Genomic DNA, 21,908 nt, shown 5'->3' with positions numbered 1-21,908 from the left:
TTACATCATATCCTCTTCTTGGAATGATTTCGTTCTCTTGAACTGCCATAAAGCTACTCCAATAACAATCAATGAAAGAAGCATTGTAATGGCTGCTGCTTTTGAATATTGTGCAGATGTCATCGTGAGGCTGTAAATCCACGAAATCAGGATATCTGTTCCTCCTGCATTGGCGCCTGGAACTGCAGGTCCGCCGCCATTAAAGAGATAAATTATATTAAAGTTATTGAAGTTAAATGTGTATTGCGTAATCAGGATTGGCGCTGTAGCGAATAGCACGAGCGGCAATGTAATGTTCTTGAATTTCTGGAAGTTCGTCGCTCCGTCCACTGTCGCTGCTTCATATAATTCTTCAGGAATGGATTGAAGGACACCTGTAACCATTGCGAAAATGAACGGGAACCCAAGCCATGTTTGAATCATGATCAATGCGATTTTCGTATACATCGCTTCTGTCATCCATGGAATTGGATCGATTCCAAAGAATCCAAGGATATCACGGTTGATGGCACCAAATGATTCGTTGAACATACCAGCAAATACAAGGATGGAAACGAATGCTGGCACTGCCCAAGGAAGAATGAATACTGTACGGATGATTGCCTTTCCTTTTACATCCTTTTGGTTTACGAGAATCGCCAGGAACATACCCAATGCAACTTGGAAAGTTGTCGCAACGAAAGTCCAAATGATTGTCCATGAAAGTACGGAGAAGAATGTCTGACGCCAAGACTCTAGTTGGAACAAATCAAAGAAATTTTTAAGTCCAACCCAGTCAACTAATTTCGCAGGTGGAGAATGGTATAGATCATAGTTTGTAAATGCTAGTAAGACTACGAAAAGAATTGGGAATACAACAACAAAAATCAATAGCAGGAATCCAGGTGACATGATCAAATATGGGAACCCATTATCGATCAAGTTGTTATATTGCTCCTTAACACTGCTTAGCCTCTCACCCATGTCTCTTTTTAGGCCGGTCTTATAGGCATCATTTAAATTGAATAAATAAAAACCTATTCCAAAGAGCAGGACGATGAGTGCCAGGATGCCTTCAACCATCAGGAAGATGGAATGGTCACGAGGTATTTTTTCCCCTAATGTGAAAAGTCCCCATAATCCCATGTTGAGCAGGTCTGAGAATACTCCAAAGAATGCACCCGTCAAAATGAGAAAAGCGATTCCTTTCAAATATTGTTTGTTGTATAGCTGCCCTAGCCCTGGAATAATCGAAAGGGCTGTTGCTATTCTTCGGTGGTTGGTTTGATAGGACTTCTCTTTCATCCTATATTCCCCTTTCTCTGTCTATGTTTTGTAAGGCTCCTAATCGTTTAAACCTGCTTCTCATAATTACTTTGGGCCATTCCTGATCTATCAGCATCTTTGCAAAGAGACTAAGATAAAGAATGGATGAAGTAATGGCTGAAAGCTCGATCCTTTCGAAGAGACCTAGGTAAAAGCATCAGATGCTTTATGAGAACGAATACATTGTTTTCAATACTGGAATACTTGCTCGATGCAACACTAATTATTGTATCGAATTTATCTGTTTTCACTCTCATGAAGCACCTGATTAGGTATAAGTTCATTTTAGCGCAACCGTTTGCTCAATGAAAGACTTTTTTACAGCAGTTTTCGTAAACTTTGTGACTTTTCACATACCTTATACGAAGGGTCAGAAGCAAGAAAACTATACTTTAAAATATAACAGTACCCCCAAGGGAGGTACTGTTATACCTTGTTACTATTATTTTGCGTGGTTTTGCTGGATGTTTTGTTCGATTTGCTTTACAGCAGAATCAAGAGCTTCCTGTGGCTGAGCTTTGCCAGTTACAACTGTTTGCAATGCGCTGGCCATTGGTGCCCAAACTTCGCCCATTTCTGGGATGTTTGGCATTGGAACTGCGTCTTGAGTTTGAAGAGCAACAGCTTTAGCGCCTTCGTTCTCAGCAATAGCTGGATCGTCAACAAGCGCTACATTTGTTGGAACTTCAGAAGTTTGTTCGAAACGGTATTTCGCGTTTTCGTCGTTTGTGATGTACTCAAGGAATTTAACAGCCCATTCCTGGTTCTTAGAGTAAGAAGAAACGTGCCATCCTTTAACACCCATGAATGTCTTCATTGGAGTGCCATCCGCAAATTTAGGGAATGGAGCAACACCAAAATCGATGCCTGCATCTTTCATGCCGCCGAATGCCCATGGTCCATTCATAACAGAAGCAACATTACCTTCGTTGAATAGTCCGTCCATAGCAGAACCGCCGTTTTCGCCGATGATTCCGTTAGGGAATAGCTTTTCAGCATACCACTTCTGGATGTACTCAGTACCTTTAACAGCACCTTCGTTGTTCAAGCCAAGGTCTTGTGGGTTAAGAGCTCCGTCTTTTTCCCCGAATACATAACCGCCGTTACCACCGATTGGTGCGTGAGCGAAGTAGAAGTTATCCCAAAGTGCAAGGAAACCGTATTTGCCGTCTTTAGTGTTAGCTTTTGCGAATTCGTAAAGATCTTCCATTGTAGCAGGAACTTCAGTCATAAGAGCTTTGTTGTAGATGAATACTGGAGTTTCAGCAGACTTAGGAAGTCCGTATAATTTACCATCAAAACTTTGTGCATTGATTGAAGACTCAGAGAAAGTGCTCTTAACATCGTCGCTTACATTAAGTTCAGCAATGTGTCCTTGAACTGCAAGCTCACCAATTTGATCGTGTGGAAGAGTGATGATGTCTGGGCCAGTTCCCGCAGGACCGTCAAGACGTAATTGTTCTTTCATTTTTGTAGCCATTTCTACTTCTTTGAACTCGATTTTAACACCGTGTTCTTTTTCAAAATCTGCAGCTACTTTTTCAAGCCAGCCAGACTTATCTTTATCTTCCCAAACTACTAGCTTTTCTGGTTTTGAAGCATCTTCTGTTTTTTCTCCGTTTCCTTCTGAACCTGTGTTTTCTTCTTCTTTAGGTCCACAAGCTGCAAGAGCGCCAATCATCAAGATCAGCATCATGAAAATCGACAATGCCTTTTTCATGTGTATACCCCTCCTAAAAATGTGATATAACTTTTAATTGTGCGGAACGTTCTTTGTTTGTGCAAACGTTTGTAATATTGTTTGCAACACTATGAAAACGATTGCACAACCTACCTTTTATTATAAAGACTTAAATCTTTTTGACAACTGGTTTTTTTATTTTTTTTTACCAGAGTGAAAAATTCGTTAATTTTTTGTGAAACCACTTTTTAATAATTGACATTTCAAAATGGCTGGTCTACCCTTGTTTTAATCTTGGTATTATATTGTAGCTTTTTCCGCTGAAATTTTACCAAATAGAGCGAAAACAACTATTATAAACGTAACTCTGTGCTCATTAGGAAAGTTAGAATCATCAGCAGTTTAAAATGAAAGGAATGGTTCCCACTTGTTAAAAGAAGCGATTTACCACCGTCCTAAAGACAATTATGCATACGCTTGCACAAATGAAGAATTACATATTCGCATTCGCACAAAAAAAGATGATATGCAAGAAGTATCTCTATTAAATGGCGATCCATATGACTGGCAAGATGGAAACTGGAACACCAATACCGTTCCGATGATTAAAAGCGGATCAGACCAATTATTCGATTATTGGTTTGTCTCTATTAAGCCTCCTTTCCGCAGGATGCGTTACGGATTTATTTTACATGATGGCAACGAAACAGCTTGTTTTACTGAAAAGGGCATTTACGATGAACCCCCTTTGGACGACACAGGCTACTTTTTTGCCTTCCCTTACCTTAATAATATCGATGTATTCCGTGCTCCATCATGGGTAAAAGATACAGTTTGGTATCAGATTTTCCCGGAGCGCTTTGGCAATGGAGATCCATCGAATGATCCAGAAGGTGCTTTGCCATGGGACAGCGCACCACCTGAAAGGGACAACTTTTTTGGCGGTGATCTCGAAGGAGTAATCAAAAATATCGATTATCTAGCTAAGCTTGGCATCACCGGTATTTATTTTACACCTATATTCAAAGCCTATTCCAATCATAAATACGATACGATTGACTATATGGAAATCGATCCGCAATTCGGGGATAAAGACACATTGAAGAAACTAGTTCAGGTATGCCACGAGCATGGCATCAAGGTCATGCTGGATGCTGTCTTCAACCATAGTGGATTCTACTTCCATCAGTTTCAGGATGTACTTGAAAAAGGTGAAGAATCTCCCTATAAAGACTGGTTCCACACTAATGAATTCCCGCTGGTAATGGAGCCAAGGCCGAATTATGATACCTTTGCTTTTGAAAAATCGATGCCGAAGCTTAATACGGAAAATCCTGAAGTCATTGAATATTTGCTGGAAGTCGGGCGCTATTGGGTGCGGGAGTTCGATATTGATGGCTGGAGGCTCGATGTCGCCAATGAAGTTGATCACTCTTTCTGGAGGAAATTCCGTTCTGAAGTGAAAGCAATTAAGCCTGACCTCTATATTCTCGGTGAAATCTGGCATGATTCAATGCCATGGCTGCGCGGCGACCAGTTCGATGCTGTCATGAACTATCCTTTTACGTCAAACATCCTAAACTTGTTTGCTCGCGGAAAAATCTCTGTAAAAGAATTTATTGAGAACATGACGACAGTCAATCATATGTATCCGAAAAATGTCAACGAAGTTGCCTTCAATTTGATTGGCAGCCATGATACACCAAGAATTTTGACCGAGTGCGGCAATGACGAGGATAAAGTAAAACAAATTTTCACTGTATTGCTTTCTTACATTGGTACACCGTGTATCTATTATGGTGATGAAATCGGCATGAGCGGCCCACAAGATCCGGGATGTCGTGAATGCATGAAGTGGAATGAAGAAGATCAAAACAAGGATATGTTCGGACACGTCCAAAAGATGATCCAGCTTCGCAAAGATTATCCGCTTCTGGCAAATGAAGGTGAACTTCACTTCATTCCATCCGACTACCATGAAAGCTGCTTTGCTTATACGAAGTCCAACGGTGAAACAACCATTTTGGTTGTCGTGAACATGAGCAAAGAAGAAGCAAGCTATCCTCTGCCATTTAACTTAAAAGGCAGGAAAATCACCAATATCTATACTGGCGAAGAATATGCTGCCGAAAGCGATGATTTAACAGCCAAGATTGCTGCAAATGGATTCGCATTGTTCCAATTTTAACTTTGTACACCCCTTTCCTATTTGGGAAAGGGGTTTGCTCTTTTTACTGTTCGGGAAAGCGGGTTGCTCATTGCACTGTCGATGAACTTTTACACTATTAATGAGTTATTAGTCATTTCGCGGAATTATGGATGTTTTTCGCTAAATCATTGGGTGATATCGCGGAATAAGCAATTGCGTTGTTTTATAATGGAGTGATACTGGTAATAATCCGTTTGATTTCATCCAGTTTGCGAAAAAAATTACTAAAACTCAACTTTTTTTGGAACAAGTTTTGCCATACAATCTCTTTTCCAATTATTTTTTCGGGAAACGAATCTTTTTCACTCAAATTCCTCCCATAGTCTGTATAATTAAGGAATTACAACTTGGAGATGTAGAACATGAAGAATAATTCTGCTAAACTATCACTTTTTGCCATTACATGGCCTCTTTTTATTGAGATTCTGCTTTATATGCTGATGGGGAATGCGGATACACTGATGCTTTCCCAGTATTCGGATAATTCCGTGGCTGCAGTTGGGGTCTCAAACCAGATCCTTTCCATGGTCATCGTTATGTTCGGTTTCATTGCGACAGGTACTGCAATCCTGGTTGCTCAGAACCTAGGCGCGAAAATGGATGACGATGCCCGGGAAGTTTCCGCGGTCTCAATCGGTGCAAACCTTGTATTTGGATTGCTGCTTAGCGCAGCCGTGTTCCTTTTTAGTGAGCAATTGCTCAAATTAATGGACCTGCCGCCTGAGCTGTTTGAAGAAGCCAATTCCTATCTAAAAATTGTCGGCGGATTTTCGTTTATTCAATCGTTGATCATGACGGTGAGCAGTATTATCCGCAGCTATGGCTTTACCCGGGATATCATGTATGTCACGATCGGGATGAATGTGCTGAATGTCATCGGCAACTATTTGTTCATCTTCGGCCCATTCGGCTTCCCGGTCCTTGGTGTAGAAGGTGTGGCGATTTCCACCACTGTCAGCCGGATCCTCGGATTGTTGGCTGCCATTTATGTGATGACGAAGCGGGTTCCTGGATCATTGCCAATCTCGATGCTTTTCAGTTTTCCAAAAAAACATTTGAAAAACCTGCTTAATATTGGGATTCCTTCTGCGGGTGAGCATTTGAGCTACAATGGGTCCCAGATGGTAATCACGTATTTTATCGCTACCCTTGGAACCCAGGCATTGACGGCTAAGGTTTATACACAAAACATCATGATGTTCATCTTCCTTTTCAGTATCGCCATCAGCCAGGGGACACAGATTTTGATTGGCCACATGGTAGGCGCAAAGGAAATTGAGAATGCATATAAGCGGGCACTAAAAAGCTTGAAGCTGGCTATTATCATTTCTATCGTTACTGCTGCCCTTGTCTCTTTCTTTTCAAAAGACTTGCTAGGAATTTTCACTGATAATATAAGCATCATCGAACTCGGCAGCACATTGATTTTGCTCACGATTATACTTGAACCAGGCAGATCCTTTAACCTGGTACTGATCAGTTCACTCAGGGCGGCCGGGGATGTGAAGTTCCCTGTTTATATGGGAATCCTGTCAATGTGGGGAGTCAGTGTGACTTTGTCTTATTTCCTGGGTATCTATCTCGGTATGGGGCTGGTCGGAATATGGATCGCCTTCATCGCCGACGAATGGCTGCGCGGACTGTTCATGCTTTGGCGCTGGAGGTCGAGAGTATGGGTCAAGAAGTCTTTTGTAGCTGAAGCACAACCTGTCCAAGTGGAATAAGTTATGGGAGGCGAACTGCCGCATAAGGGTACTATTATTTCACTTACATGGTTGCATTTAAAACTCCCGGCCGGAATGTTGAATTCCAGCCGGGAGTTTTAAATTTTCCAATTTGCTTGACGAACCAGGGTACCCTTTTAATAGGATAGAATCTTTGAATTAATATGGGTGATGACTTCCTGAGTATTTGAAGAACCGCCGATATCTCGTGTTTTTACTCCTTCCGCAATCGAATCTTCAATTGCACGGAGCAATAAAGTGCCAAGTTCATTCAACCCGAGGTGATCGAGCATCATTTTTCCTGTCCAGAGTTGCCCGATCGGGTTGGCTATTCCGCGGCCTACAATATCCGGCGCTGACCCATGCACAGGCTCAAACATGGAAGGATATTGTCCAGTCAGATTAATATTCGCCGCCGGTGCGATGCCAATGCTTCCCATGATCGCCGCTCCAAGATCGGTCAGGATATCGCCAAACAGGTTGCTGGCAACAATGACATCAAAATGGTGGGCCTTCGAAACTAAAAAGGCACATAAAGCATCAATATGATTGCTTTCTGTTTCAATCCCCGGGAACTCAGCGCTGAGTTCGTTGAATACCCCATCCCAGAATGGCATGCTGTGGACAATTCCATTTGATTTGGTCGCACTCGTAACTCTGCCCTTTCTGGTCTGCGCCAGCTTAAAGGCATAGCGTATTGTCCTTTCCGTTGCTTTACGGGTAAAGATCGCATTTTGGACCGCGATTTCATCTTTACCGCTATGGATTCTCCCTCCTGATTCACTGTACTCTCCTTCACTATTTTCACGGACTACAATAAAGTCAAAATGATTCGGTTCTGCAAGAGGGGATTTGATTCCCTCTATAAATTTTGCAGGCCGGATATTGATCACCTGCTCGCATTCGCGGCGGATTTTGATCAGCAGGCCCCATAAAGAAATATGGTCTGGAACAATCTGGGGATTACCGACCGCCCCAAGAAAAATAGCATTTGTTTGCTTAAGTTGTTCAATTCCGTCTTCGGACATCATCCGGCCATGTTCAAGATAATACTCACAGCTCCACGGATGTGTTTGATAACGGAACTTCACCCCGCCATGAAGGTCGGCGAGAGTGTCTAAGACTTGCAGTGTCGCAGGAACTATTTCCTTGCCGATTCCATCACCTGGTATTACGGATATATCTAGTTGGTCCACTTATATCTCTCCCTGCTATTATTAATTTATGTAACTGTTATTTTCCCTTAATGCCACAAGAGCAGTGTAGCAGTTTGTTTTCGCTTCAGAATCCTCGCTATCCGCTCGAAATATGAATAGAAAGAAAAAAAGGATCAGGGAATCCCACCAGTAATCTGGACTCCCTAATTCCTCCATTCCTAATTTGCTATAACACTTGGACTTAGACTGCCAGTGTTTGATCTGCCTCTTTTTTCACAATGATTAGCTGGACAGCAACAGCCGAAGCAATGATCACAAGCGCGATTAAATCTGTCTTTAAGCCAGAATCAATTGAAAGAAGAGCAGCAATGATTAGCAAAACCCTCGTGACCCAAATGGCGCGCCGTCCTGCGAACCAGCCTTGGACACTGGCTGACAGCAGATAAATACCGATGGCTGCTGTGGTTACAGCAATGGAGATCTCCATAAAGCTTCCTACCATCAATAATTGCGGGCTGTAGATAAACATGAAAGGCACGATGAAGGCTGCAATTCCAAGTCTGAATGCTTCCACTCCCGTTTTCATCGGGTCAGTGCCTGCAATTCCAGCTGCCGCATAGGCTGCCAGAGCGACTGGCGGTGTGATGGCTGACATGACAGCATAGTAGAAGACGAACATATGCGCAAACAGTGGTTCAATTCCCAGGTTAACCAATCCAGGTGCAACAACGGAAGCACCCACGGCATAGGCTGCTGTTGTCGGCATACCCATTCCGAGGAAAATCGCAATGAACATAGCGAACAAGAGAGCAAGGAATTCACTGTTTCCCGCCACTGAAAAGAGCATGGAGCTGAATCTAAGGCCAACACCTGTTAATGCGATTACCCCCACGATAATGCCGGCGGTGGCACAAACTGCTAATAGTTGAATTGTGTTTTTCATCCCAAGTTCTAAAGCTTCCAGGACCTTCTTTAATCCCATTCTCGTTTCCTTGCCAACCCAGCTGATAGCGAGACATGCCAGAATGCTGTATGTTCCCGACATGATGACAGAATATCCTTTTAGCAGCATTCCGATTAACAGGATGATTGGCACAAACAAGTAGGCCTTTTTCAAAATGCTTTTCAGACTTGGCAGATCTTTTCTTGATATTCCCTTCATGCCCTTTTTGATTGCTTCAAAATCCACCATGAAATATACAGACAGAAAGTATAATATCGCCGGAATGGTCGCTGCAATAACAATTTCGCTATAGCGGATTCCGGTAATTTCGGCCATCAGGAAAGCCCCCGCGCCCATGATTGGGATCATGATCTGGCCCCCAGCCGAGGCAGTTGCCTCTGTTGCTGCAGCAAATCGGCCATTATAGCCTACTCGCTTCATCAAAGGAATCGTCAACGAACCGGTTGCAACCGCATTTCCTGCTGATGTACCATTCATCATTCCCATCAATCCGCTGGAAATGACGGCTACTTTAGCAGGGCCTCCGCGCATTCCTCCTGCAAGGGTAAAAGAAAAGTCAATAAAGTAGCGTCCTACACCCGACATTTGCAAAAACGCACCAAAAATAATAAAAAGCAAAATATATTTGGACGAAACATCGAGCGTGACTCCGAATACACCGTCAAGACCATAAATATAGGTAGTAAAGCGTTCAATACTGTAGCCGCTATGGTTAAGGATGCTTGGAAGGTACGGACCGATGAAGGCATAGAGAATGAATATGCCTGCAAGGATTGGGAGCGTCCACCCACTTGTCCTCCTTGTAAGTTCAAGGACCAGCAATATTCCTGCCAATGCTACGATAAAGTCCATTGTTGTCGGCAGGACACCAAACCGGAAAAGCAATTGTTTTAAATTCATATATATATAGATAAAGATACCGATGCTTGCCAGGATAAGTACCCAATCGACAATATGAATCCGTAGATTCGCTTTTTTCCACCCCGGGAAAAGCATGAAGCCCAGAACCGATCCAAACAGTAAATGGGCGCTTCGGAATAGCCATGGATCAATCGGGTGAAAGTTTAAAATATATAAATGGAACAGCGCTCCGATTACAGCAATCGAGGTAAAAAGGATCTTAGTCCAGCCTGTGAACCTTCGTGCCTCGGTGGCACTTTCGACCTGTTCCTCCTCTTCAGCTTCTTCAAGCATCTCAAGGACCGGCTTATTGATCATTTCGATTTGCTCTGTTTTTTCCTTGCTCATTTTTTATACCTACCTTCTTAAATATACCTATCCCCCATCAAGGGGATAGGCAAGTATTCTACTTTTTATTCATTTCTGGCGGATAGACTGACTCAGGCAATTCAATGCCTTTTTCTTCGTAATACTTAATTGCCCCTGGATGAAGCGGAACATCTTTATTGATCAAGATTGCTTTTTCTACAGCTTCTTCCATTGAAACATGGGTTTTTACAAGCATGTCATGATTTTCATGGTAAGCTTTCACCAGGTCATAAACAAAGTCCTGATTGGCATCTTTACGCACAATTCCAAAGTTGAACATGGCAATCGTTTCGATGTCTTTATCCAAGGTCGTGTATGTGTCGGCAGGAATCGTGAACGGGAAGAAGTATGGGAACTTTTCGATGACCTTGTCCCTCATTTCGCCTTCAATCCCAAAGAAATTGATTTTCCTTTGCACTTCAATTTCTGATACGGCAGAAATAGGAATACCTGCTGCATACCCGATGATGTCAAGCTGGCCATCCATCTGTTGGGAAGCCATGTCACTTGCGCCAGCCTGGACATTATCAGTATCCAATCCCAAAACTTCATGGATTAATGGGACGTAGGTTCCGGAAGTTCCACCTGCCGGTCCAACACCAACACGTTGCCCTTTTATATCTTCAATTTTCTTAACCCCTGATTTTTCCAGCGCCCACCAATGAATCGGTGTGGTATACATAGGAAAAACAATCCGGACATCCTCCATCTTGTTTCCACCTGTCCATTCCCCGCTTCCGGTATATCCTTCATATGCAGGACCAAGTGTTACCATTCCGATATCCTGTTCGCCCGCCTGGGTTAATTGCATATTATGGACAGGTCCCCCTGTTACTTCAACATTAGCTGTAATATCCAGCTTTTGTTCTAATAATGAGGCTAATCCTCCACCAACAATGAAATAAGTGCCTCCCTGTGAAGCAGTTCCAATTTTAACGGTCTTTGGATAATCCTGATATTTGATTTCAGCTGCTTCACCGCTCGTCTCGCTACTTCCCCCATTTCCGCAGGCCGATGTCAAAACCAGTGACAATCCAGCAACTGCTGCAATCGCTTTCTTTTTCCAATTGATATTCATTGTATTTCCCCCTTAAATTTTTTGACTAATTGGCTCTCAAGACATTTGGCTGGTAAATCAGCATTAACCTAACCTATAACAGAGCCTCGCATTAGTGTTCTGCCTCTTTGTTCCTCGGAAGCTGTTTTATATATTCTGCTCCAAACCGATTGGTGAATCTCTGGTAAATCGGCTTGAGAGCTTCTTCCCATAACTGTTTTTCTTCTTCTGATAAATAGTGGATTTCAACACAGCCACAATTCTTCAACTCTTGTAAACTCTCATCATTCAACTTCCTGGCCATCGTCTTTTCCCATGCAGTAACCTCTTCAATGGATTCCTGGAGAATTTGCTGGATATCTTCAGGCAACTTGTCCCAGAATTCTTTTTTCAGCAATACGACATAACCGAGATAACCATGATTGCTGACAGTCATATATTTCTGCTGAGAATGGATTCCTTTGCTGACGATGTTGGAATATGTATTTTCCTGGCCATCAATCTTGTTTTTCTCCAGTAACTGATAGACCTCATTGAAAGAATTGGTTTGCAATTCTGCTTTCAGTTCCAGAAATTGCTGCCTGATTATCTCGCTTGGCATGATCCGGAACCTTAATCCGCGGAAATCTTCGGGCTTGACAAGCGGCTTTGAAGTATTGGTCATTTGCTTGAATCCATTTTCCCACATGCCCAATGGATAAAAACCTTTCCTCTCTAGCTCGTTTAATAATTTGTTTCCGACATTCCCTTCAAGATACTCATGGACTTCATCGGTATCCTGGAAAGCAAAAGGCAAGTCAATGGCTTGCCATTCAGGCACATATGAGCTGATTTTGGCTGTGGCAGGGGCAATCATTTGGATGTCACCCCTTAGCAGTGCATCGATTTCCTCTCCATCCTTATAAAGATAACCATTCGGGAATACCTGGACCTCGACAAACCCGTTCGATTTCTCTTTGACTAGGCTGGCAAACTTTCTAGCAGCCATTCCCTTTGGAGTTTTTTCCCCGACGATATGGGAAAACCGGATGACAATTCTTTCTTCCCTGCTAAGCTGCTCGTTATCTTCTGCCACTTTCTGCGTCTGACATGAAGTCAAAGATAAAAAAAACAGTGGGAATATCATAATTAAAATCATTCTTGGCTTTGTCCGGAAAAGGTAATGGATCACTGGTTCAACATGCCCCTTCCTGCATTCATGGCAAAATATCGACAATTCAATGAAAACTTTTTGTCTATATTTTGATAATTCGAATTATAAAGCGCTTTCATAACATCAACAAGAAAAAGACCATAATGGTCTTTTTGGTCTTTTTGGTCTTTTAATATTTTTAATCAAATAAAATAATAATGACTTGGCCGTCCGACACTTCCATATTGGATATGCACCCTGATTTTTTTAGTTTGTACAAGATACTCCAAATATCTCCTTACCGTCACCCTTGCCATCCCCAATACAGATGCAAGGCTTTCGGACGTAACAGGTTCTTCCTGTTCCATCAATGCAAAAAAAATCTGCTTAAGCGTTTTTTCACTTAGGCCTTTTGGTAAATATTCTGCCTGTCCTTGTATTTGTTTGAATTCATCGATGTCTTCCTGCTGCAGGTTTGGAGCTGCATTTAATTTATTCCACATTTTCTCGTATGTCTCGAGCGCTGATTTAAATCGGTCAAAACGGAAGGGCTTCACCAAATAATCAACCGCACCTAACCGGAAAAAATCATGGATGGTCTGGGCATCTCTCGCTGCAGTAATCATAATGACATCCGTAGGGATATTCCTTTCTCGTATCAACTTCATTACTTCCATGCCGGATAAATCCGGCAAAAACATATCAAGGAGTATCAAATCTGGCTTCAGCTCTTGAATCTCCTTGACAGCTTCTGCTCCCAGGGTAGTTGAACCGCACAATTGGAATAAGGGAAGCCTTTTCAGGAATCCAATATTTACGTCAAGAACCATCGGATCGTCTTCAACTATAAAAACTTTTATCATTCTCTCCCCTTCTTTCAACTTCAATGGTTATTTCTGTCCCTTTGTTGATTTCGGAATGTATTTCGACCTTTCCTCCCTGGGACTCGACAATCTGCTTGACAAGGGCCAGTCCAATCCCTCTACCTTCCTTTGCCTTAGTGCTGAAACCGTATGTGAAAATATTGTTCCGATCTTCAGCCCTGATTCCTTTCCCTTTGTCCCGTACCATAATCATCAAATGATTTTCATCACCCTGCAGAAAGCATACGACGATTTTATTTCTTTCTTGAGGTAAATATGCCTCAAAGGCATTTTCAATCAAATTTCCAAGGACTGTGATAATATCACCTGGACTGAAGCCATCCAAAAGGTGATGCAGATAACTGCGCCTGTCAAAATGAAACTGGATTCCAAGCTCCCGGGCCCTTGCTCTTTTTCCTAAAAGCAAGCCCGAAATAGAATAGTCCGATATCGAATCCTTCAGAAATTGAATGATATTCTCTTCATCGGTTGTTTCATCAATTATAATATCAAGGGCTTCTTCGGTTCTTTCCAATTGTATTAAACCTGCAATGCTATGTAGTTTATTCATATATTCGTGATTTTGCGCCCTTAAGGCATCCACCAGCGTTTTTACCCCTGTAAGCTCTTCAGCCAGACGGTTTGCTTCAGTCTTATCAACCATTGTAATAAATGAGCCAGCCGAATCACCCTTAACGTAAATCGGATAGAGAGATACCAGATAAATTTTATCAAATATATTCATACTCCGATTTGTAATTTGCAGGGAATGAGTGTTATAGAGGGCTTTTGATATACTATCATTTAAATTAGGAAGAATCTCTGTCAAGCTATTGTCCCTTGTTATTTCTTTTTCTGAGTCATTAAACACGTATTCTTTAGCCAGCCGATTCATAAAAGTGATTTTCCCGTTTTCATCAGCAGCAATGATCCCCATATCCATTGCCTGCATTACTGCTGAACGTTCTTCGGCCAGCCTGGCAATTTCATAAGGCTCCAGGTTAAATGTTTGTTTTTTGATATTATTTGCCAGGACTAAAGAACCGAACAGCCCAATCAACAAGCCCCATATAAGAGAAAGAAAGATATCATTCTGATACTGTGCTACAAGAGAATGGAAAGTTGGAGTAAGAATCCCGACAACGGCTACCCCGACCTGAACCACTCCTTCTTCATTCATAATCGGCACAAAAGCCCTGACCGAATTGCCCAATGTCCCTTTCGCTTTTGACACATACTCATGTTCTGACAATGATGCCTTCTCATCCCCACCGACAAACTCCTTGCCAATAAGGCTTTCTGATGGATGTGAGTATCGGATACGATTCATATCTATGATCACAATATAATCCACATTGGTAGCAAGTCTGGTCCGTTCCGCAAAAGGCTGGATAATAGTTTCTCCTCCCGGCTTTCCGACATTATTTCGGATACTGGACATTTGGGCAACTGTTCTGGCTATGGCTGTAGCCCGCTCACCCAGCTCTTTTTCAAAAGCATTCGAAATACTGTAAACCATGATTAGTCCACTAGTAAAAATAGAGATTGAAACAACAAAAAAAGACATAATTAACATTTTAGTCCTTAAACCCATTCTCATAAAAAGCATCCTTTAGTTGAACTGAATTCATAGTGGCTGTTACCATGGACGAAGATGCGCTTTTATGGCCTCTTGTCCATTACTTTAGCTGATAACTCTAGCATATTAATCTTCGAATATTCCATACTTAAATTGACCCGGGTGCGATACCTGTTCCTCCAATTGATGCCCTTATTTCCTCAGCTTCGGAAACAATATTTCTGATTAAGTCCTTAACGGTTTGATCCTTTGCCAGCCCTGGACTTTGTCCCGACCAAAGCGACATGAACCGACTGTCATTCTCTGTGGCTGCTGCCTTTCTTATTTTACTGGTCAGTTTATTTTGAATTGGATAATCAGGAATAGGAACCATACTTTCTTCAAGTTCTATTATGAATTGATTCTTGATACCTCTGGCCCATTTCCCTGAAAATGCCCGGGTCAAGACAGTATCTGAATCGGTTGCCTGGAGAACAGCTTCTTTGTATACTTTGTGGGCACCGCTTTCTTTGCAGGTCAGGAAAGCAGTCCCCATTTGCACTCCCTTTGCCCCCAAACAGAGCGCAGCTATGAACCCTTTTCCATTCATGATCCCTCCGGCAGCAATAACTGGTATTGATACCCTATCTGTTATCTGGGGAATCAGCGACATTAATCCAATCAAATGATCTCCACCATTTTCCGAAAAAGACCCGCGATGCCCGCCCGCTTCACTTCCCTGGCCAACAACGATATCCATACCTGCATTTTCATTCATCACTGCTTCATTTACACTTGTAGCAGTTCCAACGAGGATGACACCCTTCCTTTTCAACTTTGAGATGACTTCTTCCGAAGGAATGCCAAAGGTAAATGAGCAGACAGGGACTTTTTCTTCGATGATGACGTCCAGCAACTCGGCAAATTTAACCTGATCCTCTTTCGGATCCGGGAGGACCAGGACCTCTTCCTTTATATTCAACTCATCACGAACAGACTGGAGTCTGTTGAAGGCCAAGTCGAAATCAAGCTTTGAAATTCGAAAATCGGCCGGAATGAAAAAATTTACTCCATACGACCTGCTCGTTAGCATCTTGATTTCCCTTATTTGACTTCTCAACTGGCCTGGTTCCATATATCCTGCACCGACCATACCCAGGCCGCCTGCGTTTGATACCGATGCTACCAGTTCCGGGGTTGTCACCCCTCCTGCCATTGGCGCTTGTATAATTGGATATTCAATATTCAATAACTCATTTACCCTGTTATCCCACATGTTATAGCCCCCTCCCTTTACTCATTTTTCTTTCATCTCAGCTCTTTTCGTAAATTTTGTTACTTTCTCAACAAGAGTAAGACCGGCACCTGGGTTTTCATGCGTATAATCGGAAATTCCCTTTAGAAATCTCCTCGAAAAGAGCTCCGATACCTTTAATAATGCGGATACGAGTATATCATCGAAGAGCAACAGTTAATGCGAAAACAGCCTTCATCTATGTTTTCAAATTCCAAAACATTTTCACTTTCAGTGTGCACCCCAGAAACAAATCCCGTAGATTCATCCGGCTTAGATCTTCTGTTGCTATCTCTCAAAATTCCCTCATTGTTTATTTTACAGAATTTTTCGATACATAAAAGTCGAATTTTATAAATAGATCATCTTTTCATGTAGAAAAAACCTCTTATTCGAAAAGGTGAAGCGCCAGTAGCCAGAGCTCTTAAAATATTTAAAATTGAAGCAAGCCCATCACGGGCTTGCTTTTTTAGTCTGCTATATTGATATTGTAATCCCTGAACCAGATATGGATTTGCGCTAGCTGTGCCAATAGCTGCGGTCCTGTCATCAACTGGCCGAACCACGGTACGTTGAAGGATTGGCCTTCGGTTTCAATCATTTTCTGAAGGGTGGTCCTGTCGAAGAATTCATGTAGTGCACTGTTTGAATCGCCCATGAAATCTGACAGCATTCCTTGCACTGCCTGGGTATAGGCTGGATGATGAGTCTTAGGATACGGACTTTTTTTACGATATAATACTTCATCTGGCAATACGCCTTCCAATGCTTTGCGCAGGATTCCTTTTTCCCTGTTTCCATGCATCTTCATTTCCCATGGGATGTTCCAGACATATTCTACAAGCCGGTGGTCGGCGAACGGAACCCTCACTTCAAGGCTGGCACCCATGCTCATCCGGTCCTTCCGATCTAAAAGTGTTGTCATGAACCAGATAATATTTAGATAGAATAATTGCCTCCGCTTAGCATCTACTTGACTTTCACCATCCAGTACCGGAACCTCTCCGATCGTATCATTGAACTTATCCATCATATAGTCTTCAAGATTCAATTTTTTCCGCCAATGGTCCCTCAGCATGTTTTGACGCTCATTAATCGACCGCATCCACGGGAATCCCGTTCTATTCAGATCTTCCTCCCTATGAAACCATGGATAGCCCCCAAAGATCTCGTCAGCACATTCACCTGAAAGTCCTACGGTGAAATCCTGTTTGATTTCCCGGCAGAACCAGAGCAGTGATGAATCGATGTCTGCCATTCCTGGCAGGTCCCTGACATGGACAGCTTCAGTTAAGTAGCCTGCCAGATCCTGCTGGGATATGATGCTGTTATGGTGAACGGTACCAAATGTTTCCGTCATCTTATTGATCCAAAAGGCATCAGCGTTTGGCTGGAATTCATTTTTCTTGAAATACTTGTCATTGCCTTCGTAATCGATTGAGTAAGTATGCAGGCTGCCCATGCCCTCCGACTTGTAATGATCCGCAGCAATTGCGGTGATTGCGCTTGAATCGAGTCCGCCGGAGAGGAAGGTACATAGTGGAACATCTGAAACCAGCTGTCTGGTGACAGCATCTGTGAACAATTCCCGCACTTTGTCAGCTGTTTCATCAAGAGTATCAGTGTGTTTCTCGCTTTTTACGTTCCAATATCTCCATATTTTCAAACCATTTTTTGAAAAAGTCAGCCCGTGGCCCGGCCGAAGTTCCTTCATATTTTTAAAGATACCTGCACCGGGAGAACGGGATGGTCCAAGCCCAAACACCTCACAAAGCCCTTCCCTGTCTACTTCAGCCTTCACCTCTGGATTCGCCAGCAGTGCCTTTTGTTCAGAAGCAAACATAAGACCCGATGATGTTTCAAGGAAAAACAGCGGCTTCACGCCAAGACGGTCGCGGCCGATGAACAGTTGTTCCTGCTTGTGATCCCAGACAGCAAAGGCGAAGATCCCATTCAAATGCTCCAGGCAGTTTTCTTTCCATTCCATGAAAGAAGTAAGCAAAACCTCTGTATCAGAATGGCCGTTAAAAGAATATCCTTTTAATAGCAGTGCTTTTCTGAGGTCTTCCGTATTATAAAGTTCTCCGTTATAACAAATGGTATAACGGTTATCTCCTTGTGTTCTGGTCATTGGCTGTTTGCCGCCCTCGGGATCGACAACCACTAGCCTTTTATGCCCCAGTGCAGCATGCCCGGAAGTCCATACATTGGTATCGTCAGGACCTCTTTTACTTAAAGTTTCCGCCATTTTTTCCATGGTCTCCCGTTCATGATCCAAATTTTTACGATAGTCTATCCAGCCAGTTATTCCACACATTTTTTGATCATTCCTTTCAGCGGAACTTTTTTGTTGTCAATAAGCACTTTCAGAAACTAACAATTGCTTAAGCATTACTCATCTTATGCATAAACATCCCAACTGGTTAATTGCCTATCTTATAAATCATGTTATAAATTCGCCAGAATATGTCTACAAAGAAGGTGAGCGATAATTAACGGAGGATCCAAATGAATCGACAACAACGAAGCAATCTAATTGAATTCCAGCCCCGGGCATTCAACACCGGGACAGTAGAATATATTAATTCACAATGGGTTTTCTTTGATGAAGAAACAGAAGAGGCCGCACTTGTCGATGAATTCATCCATCAAGAGATTGAAGTGCAGCGAAACAATAAATGGTGCAAGGGGTTTTTGCTGGATAACGGCTATGTTCAAACCGGCAATGAAAAAATCATCTTGCAGGATCAGGAAATGATCAGGATCAGGAAGCAGCTGATCTATTCATTCGAGCGTTTGCTCGATGAACTGAATAATGAAGCGTTTGTCCAATTTATCAATACATTGAATTCGCTCAATTTTTCGATCTATGATTGCATCTATTGTTATAACCATCTGACCTTTCTCGATCACGAAAAAGGGGTTTCAGGAGTCAACTTTTTGATTCTTGATAATGAAGAATACATCTGCAGTGTGCAGCACCACTTTGATTATTTTGAAACACAAAATGACAGGTTCGAATTAACCTTGAACAACGGGAAACGGACCGTTATCGAGAGAATTTCCTGAAGAAAAGGTAAGCGCCTTGGTCAGCACCGACAAAAAAAAGAGCCTGCACTCAATGTGCAGGCTTTGTATTTATTTCACTTAATACACAATATTTTCCATAGTACTGAAGCCTTTTTCGAAAGCAGCTATATCAAGCGGCTTCTGGATGTAGTACCCCTGGGCATAATGGCAATCCAAATCTCTTAAAAGATTCAGCTGTTCATATGTTTCTACACCCTCGGCAACAATTTTGACCGAAAGACCCTGGCCCATGGTGATGATTGCCTTGACGATTGCAATATCGGATGGGTCGTCATGAAGGTTATTGATGAATGATTGGTCGATTTTAAGCGTATCGATTGGCAAATTACGCAAATAACTTAATGACGAGTACCCTGTTCCGAAGTCATCAATCGAAACCTTTACCCCGAGTTCCTGCAACGATTTCATAACCGAAATGCTATAGACAATATCTTTCAGCATTGCGCTCTCTGTCAGTTCCAAGGAGAGGTAACCTGGGTCAAGCTGTGACGTCTCCAGGGCTTCGACCACCTGTCCAATAAAAGCATGCTGCTGGAACTGATAGGCTGATACATTAACCGAGATACCGAGATTGGGGAATCCATTCTGCTGCCAGGCTTTTGTCTGCACACATGCGGTTGTCAGAACCCATGCACCGATTTCCTCAATCAATCCTGTTTCCTCTGCAAGAGGAATGAACTGTGCTGGCGAAACCAGTCCAAGATGCGGATGCTGCCAGCGGATGAGGGCTTCTGTACAGATAATCTCCCCAGATTTCAAGTCCATAAGCGGCTGGTAGCAAAGATGGAACTCATCCTTTTGCAGCGCTTTTCTTAAATAACTTTCAAGCTCAAGCCGTACCAATGCCTGATCGTTCATTCCGGTTGAGAAGTAAGTAATCTTATTACCGCCTTGATTTTTCGAGCGGTTCATCGCAATATCCGCATTTTTCAGCAGTGCATGCTCATCAAGACCATCCCCCGGGAAGGAGCTGATTCCAATGCTGGCCGTGACGATGAACTCCTGATTCTGATAAAACAAGGGCATTGATATAAGGTTCTGCAATTCTCTGGCTGTTCTTGTCGTCTGATCGATGCTAACATTCTCTGTCAGCATCATGGTGAATTTATCGCCGCTGAACCTTCCAAGATAAGCGCCTTCTGGAAGGCGATTCTGGATTCTTTGTGCCAGCTCCTTCAATACAATATCACCAGCATAATGCCCAAGACTGTCATTGATGATTTTGAAGCGGTCAATATCTATGACAAGTACGGCAAGTAGTTCTTTCTTATGCTTGGCACGGTGAATCATTTCTTCGAGCTGTTCAGTGAACCTCATCCTGTTCGGCAATCCCGTATCCTGGTCATAATAGGCAAGCTGGATGATCTTTTCCTCTGTTTTTTTCTGGGTGGTGATATTTCGGCCAATACCATACGTTCCTACACATGCACCATTTATCGTAATTGGAATATTTTTGATCTGAAAAATCTGGGTTTCGCCGCTCTTGATTGTAATCTCGATTGTATAGGTCTGATTTTTCCCCTTTAGTGCCTGAATAAAATGCATTTTGGCACGGTTCACATCTTCCTTGTTGATAAAATCGAGCGCTGACTTGCCAATAAGTTCGCTTTCGGTATATCCAAAGGTTTTCATGAATGCCTGGTTGACACTTGTGAAATTCCCTATTAAATCTGTTGAATAGACAAAATCTCCATTGTTGTCAAACAACGAACGATAGTATTGCTCGGAAACTTTGAGGCTTTCGTTAAGGTGAAGGATGTCTTGTTGTGAGGTCTCCACAAGGCTGTTCAATGTGTTGATGGTGTATTGATCTTGAAGAGTAGGATTGAGTTCTTGTTCATCGAACACAGTAAATGAGACGACACATTGTGTGTCTAAAGGGAAGCAGCCGCCTGCTTCACAGCTCAACACAGCAGATACGGGAAGCTGCTTTTTAAGCAGCTGCTCAAGGTGCTGAAGCTTTCGTTTTTCTTTATGACTGAAAAAGATTTGCACCAATAGATTGCGATGGTCTTTGAATGAATTGCCCTCTATAAAGCTATTAAGTTTTCGATCATTTTCGTAAAAGCAGCTTTTTGTCGTAGCCATTGCAGTCTCCAATTTTTATATTTCTCCAATATCCCTTACCTCTTAAGTTATCATAATTCCCCGGGTAAAAATATGTCAAAAAAAGAAAAAACTGCCCAAATGGACAGCTTTTTTTCGACAAACCGATATTAGAACATGTCAGTTCCAAGTGGAAGTGAAAAACCTAAATACAGTACAAGAAGAACTGCGACAATGAATTGAATCCACAATATAGACGCTTTTTCGTTCTTTTTTGTACGAATTAAAATCATTTCCAGCATTGCGATTACCCACAAGCCTACTGCCGCTTTCAGCACATACATAATGTTGATATTGATGCTGAAAAGAAGCCAGAAGCCAGTCAATAGAATGAGCACGTAAAACAATCTAAGGACCATCTGGACAATTTTAGCGCCCTTTTCCTTACCGCTTTTATGTAGTCCAAGTGCAACGAAGAATAAAACAAGAGCCAAAAACCAAGTGGTCATATGGGCATGTATCATGTACCCGTCCTCCTAAATAGTAAATTCTAAAATAT

General features: G+C 42.4%; 15 protein-coding genes. 3 read left to right on the top strand and 12 right to left on the bottom strand.

What is annotated here, in order from left to right:
• On the bottom strand, window positions 1-1,284 hold the full coding sequence (locus DYI25_RS01120; protein ID WP_213365976.1) for a carbohydrate ABC transporter permease: 1,284 nt from the start codon (window positions 1,282-1,284) through the stop codon (window positions 1-3).
• Window positions 1,285-1,747: 463 nt separating this feature from the next.
• Window positions 1,748-3,025: a sugar ABC transporter substrate-binding protein gene (locus DYI25_RS01115; protein WP_213365972.1), complete on the bottom strand. Its 1,278-nt coding sequence runs from the start codon at window positions 3,023-3,025 to the stop codon at window positions 1,748-1,750.
• Window positions 3,026-3,413: 388 nt separating this feature from the next.
• On the opposite strand from DYI25_RS01115, the gene DYI25_RS01110 reads away from it, so the two are divergent.
• Together DYI25_RS01110 and DYI25_RS01105 are read left to right on the top strand one after the other, a co-directional pair.
• Entirely contained in the window at window positions 3,414-5,174 is a 1,761-nt protein-coding gene (locus DYI25_RS01110) for an alpha-glycosidase (RefSeq protein WP_213365968.1), read from the top strand.
• A 383-nt stretch (window positions 5,175-5,557) separates the two neighbouring features.
• The gene (locus DYI25_RS01105) at window positions 5,558-6,919 is read left to right on the top strand and encodes an MATE family efflux transporter (protein ID WP_213365965.1); all 1,362 of its coding nucleotides are present in this window, start codon (window positions 5,558-5,560) and stop codon (window positions 6,917-6,919) included.
• 137 nt (window positions 6,920-7,056) lie between these two features.
• On the opposite strand, the gene DYI25_RS01100 is transcribed toward DYI25_RS01105, so the two are convergent.
• From DYI25_RS01100 to asnB, 8 genes are all read right to left on the bottom strand, one after another.
• On the bottom strand, window positions 7,057-8,115 hold the full coding sequence (locus DYI25_RS01100; protein ID WP_213365962.1) for a tartrate dehydrogenase: 1,059 nt from the start codon (window positions 8,113-8,115) through the stop codon (window positions 7,057-7,059).
• 202 nt (window positions 8,116-8,317) lie between these two features.
• A complete protein-coding gene (locus tag DYI25_RS01095; protein WP_213365959.1) occupies window positions 8,318-10,288 on the bottom strand; it encodes a TRAP transporter permease in 1,971 nt (656 codons plus the stop codon).
• A 58-nt stretch (window positions 10,289-10,346) separates the two neighbouring features.
• Window positions 10,347-11,387 carry a TAXI family TRAP transporter solute-binding subunit gene (locus tag DYI25_RS01090; protein ID WP_213365956.1) on the bottom strand — a complete coding sequence of 347 codons (1,041 nt, stop codon included), beginning with the start codon at window positions 11,385-11,387 and terminating at the stop codon, window positions 10,347-10,349.
• Window positions 11,388-11,478: 91 nt separating this feature from the next.
• On the bottom strand, window positions 11,479-12,441 hold the full coding sequence (locus DYI25_RS01085) for a DctP family TRAP transporter solute-binding subunit (RefSeq protein WP_342032461.1): 963 nt from the start codon (window positions 12,439-12,441) through the stop codon (window positions 11,479-11,481).
• Between the two features lie 260 nt (window positions 12,442-12,701).
• A complete protein-coding gene (locus tag DYI25_RS01080) occupies window positions 12,702-13,361 on the bottom strand; it encodes a response regulator (RefSeq protein WP_213365953.1) in 660 nt (219 codons plus the stop codon).
• Window positions 13,339-14,880: an ATP-binding protein gene (locus DYI25_RS01075; protein WP_213365950.1), complete on the bottom strand. Its 1,542-nt coding sequence runs from the start codon at window positions 14,878-14,880 to the stop codon at window positions 13,339-13,341. Before DYI25_RS01075 ends, DYI25_RS01080 begins: the two co-directional genes overlap by 23 nt.
• 208 nt (window positions 14,881-15,088) lie before the next feature.
• Window positions 15,089-16,195, bottom strand: a complete 1,107-nt coding sequence (locus DYI25_RS01070) for an NAD(P)H-dependent flavin oxidoreductase (protein ID WP_213365947.1) — start codon at window positions 16,193-16,195, stop codon at window positions 15,089-15,091.
• Window positions 16,196-16,682: 487 nt separating this feature from the next.
• Complete coding sequence (asnB, locus tag DYI25_RS01065; protein WP_213365944.1) at window positions 16,683-18,530, bottom strand: asparagine synthase (glutamine-hydrolyzing); 1,848 nt, start codon at window positions 18,528-18,530, stop codon at window positions 16,683-16,685.
• A gap of 191 nt (window positions 18,531-18,721) precedes the next feature.
• Between asnB and DYI25_RS01060 the strand changes: the two genes are divergently transcribed.
• A complete protein-coding gene (locus DYI25_RS01060; protein WP_213365941.1) occupies window positions 18,722-19,282 on the top strand; it encodes a DUF2777 domain-containing protein in 561 nt (186 codons plus the stop codon).
• Between the two features lie 78 nt (window positions 19,283-19,360).
• Here DYI25_RS01060 and DYI25_RS01055 read toward each other — a convergent pair whose 3' ends face one another.
• Complete coding sequence (locus tag DYI25_RS01055; protein ID WP_213365938.1) at window positions 19,361-21,391, bottom strand: sensor domain-containing protein; 2,031 nt, start codon at window positions 21,389-21,391, stop codon at window positions 19,361-19,363.
• A 128-nt stretch (window positions 21,392-21,519) separates the two neighbouring features.
• Window positions 21,520-21,873, bottom strand: coding sequence for a YisL family protein (locus DYI25_RS01050; protein WP_213365935.1), 354 nt, complete (start codon window positions 21,871-21,873; stop codon window positions 21,520-21,522).
• Between the last annotated feature and the right edge of the window lie 35 nt (window positions 21,874-21,908).

The organism is Mesobacillus boroniphilus, assembly GCF_018424685.1.
GTDB classification, from domain to species: Bacteria; Bacillota; Bacilli; order Bacillales; family Cytobacillaceae; genus Mesobacillus; species Mesobacillus boroniphilus_A.
This window is presented reverse-complemented; position numbering and strand designations above follow the sequence as displayed.

Excerpts from the sequence above, each read along its gene's own strand:
- DYI25_RS01120 (WP_213365976.1), bottom strand. The coding sequence starts at position 1,284 with ATGAAAGAGAAGTCCTATCAAACCAACCACCGAAGAATAGCAACAGCC.
- DYI25_RS01115 (WP_213365972.1), bottom strand. The coding sequence starts at position 3,025 with ATGAAAAAGGCATTGTCGATTTTCATGATGCTGATCTTGATGATTGGC.
- DYI25_RS01105 (WP_213365965.1), top strand. The coding sequence starts at position 5,558 with ATGAAGAATAATTCTGCTAAACTATCACTTTTTGCCATTACATGGCCT.
- DYI25_RS01095 (WP_213365959.1), bottom strand. The coding sequence starts at position 10,288 with ATGAGCAAGGAAAAAACAGAGCAAATCGAAATGATCAATAAGCCGGTC.
- DYI25_RS01090 (WP_213365956.1), bottom strand. The coding sequence starts at position 11,387 with ATGAATATCAATTGGAAAAAGAAAGCGATTGCAGCAGTTGCTGGATTG.
- DYI25_RS01080 (WP_213365953.1), bottom strand. The coding sequence starts at position 13,361 with ATGATAAAAGTTTTTATAGTTGAAGACGATCCGATGGTTCTTGACGTA.
- DYI25_RS01075 (WP_213365950.1), bottom strand. The coding sequence starts at position 14,880 with ATGGTTTACAGTATTTCGAATGCTTTTGAAAAAGAGCTGGGTGAGCGG.
- DYI25_RS01070 (WP_213365947.1), bottom strand. The coding sequence starts at position 16,195 with ATGTGGGATAACAGGGTAAATGAGTTATTGAATATTGAATATCCAATT.
- asnB (WP_213365944.1), bottom strand. The coding sequence starts at position 18,530 with ATGTGTGGAATAACTGGCTGGATAGACTATCGTAAAAATTTGGATCAT.
- DYI25_RS01060 (WP_213365941.1), top strand. The coding sequence starts at position 18,722 with ATGAATCGACAACAACGAAGCAATCTAATTGAATTCCAGCCCCGGGCA.
- DYI25_RS01055 (WP_213365938.1), bottom strand. The coding sequence starts at position 21,391 with ATGGCTACGACAAAAAGCTGCTTTTACGAAAATGATCGAAAACTTAAT.
- DYI25_RS01050 (WP_213365935.1), bottom strand. The coding sequence starts at position 21,873 with ATGATACATGCCCATATGACCACTTGGTTTTTGGCTCTTGTTTTATTC.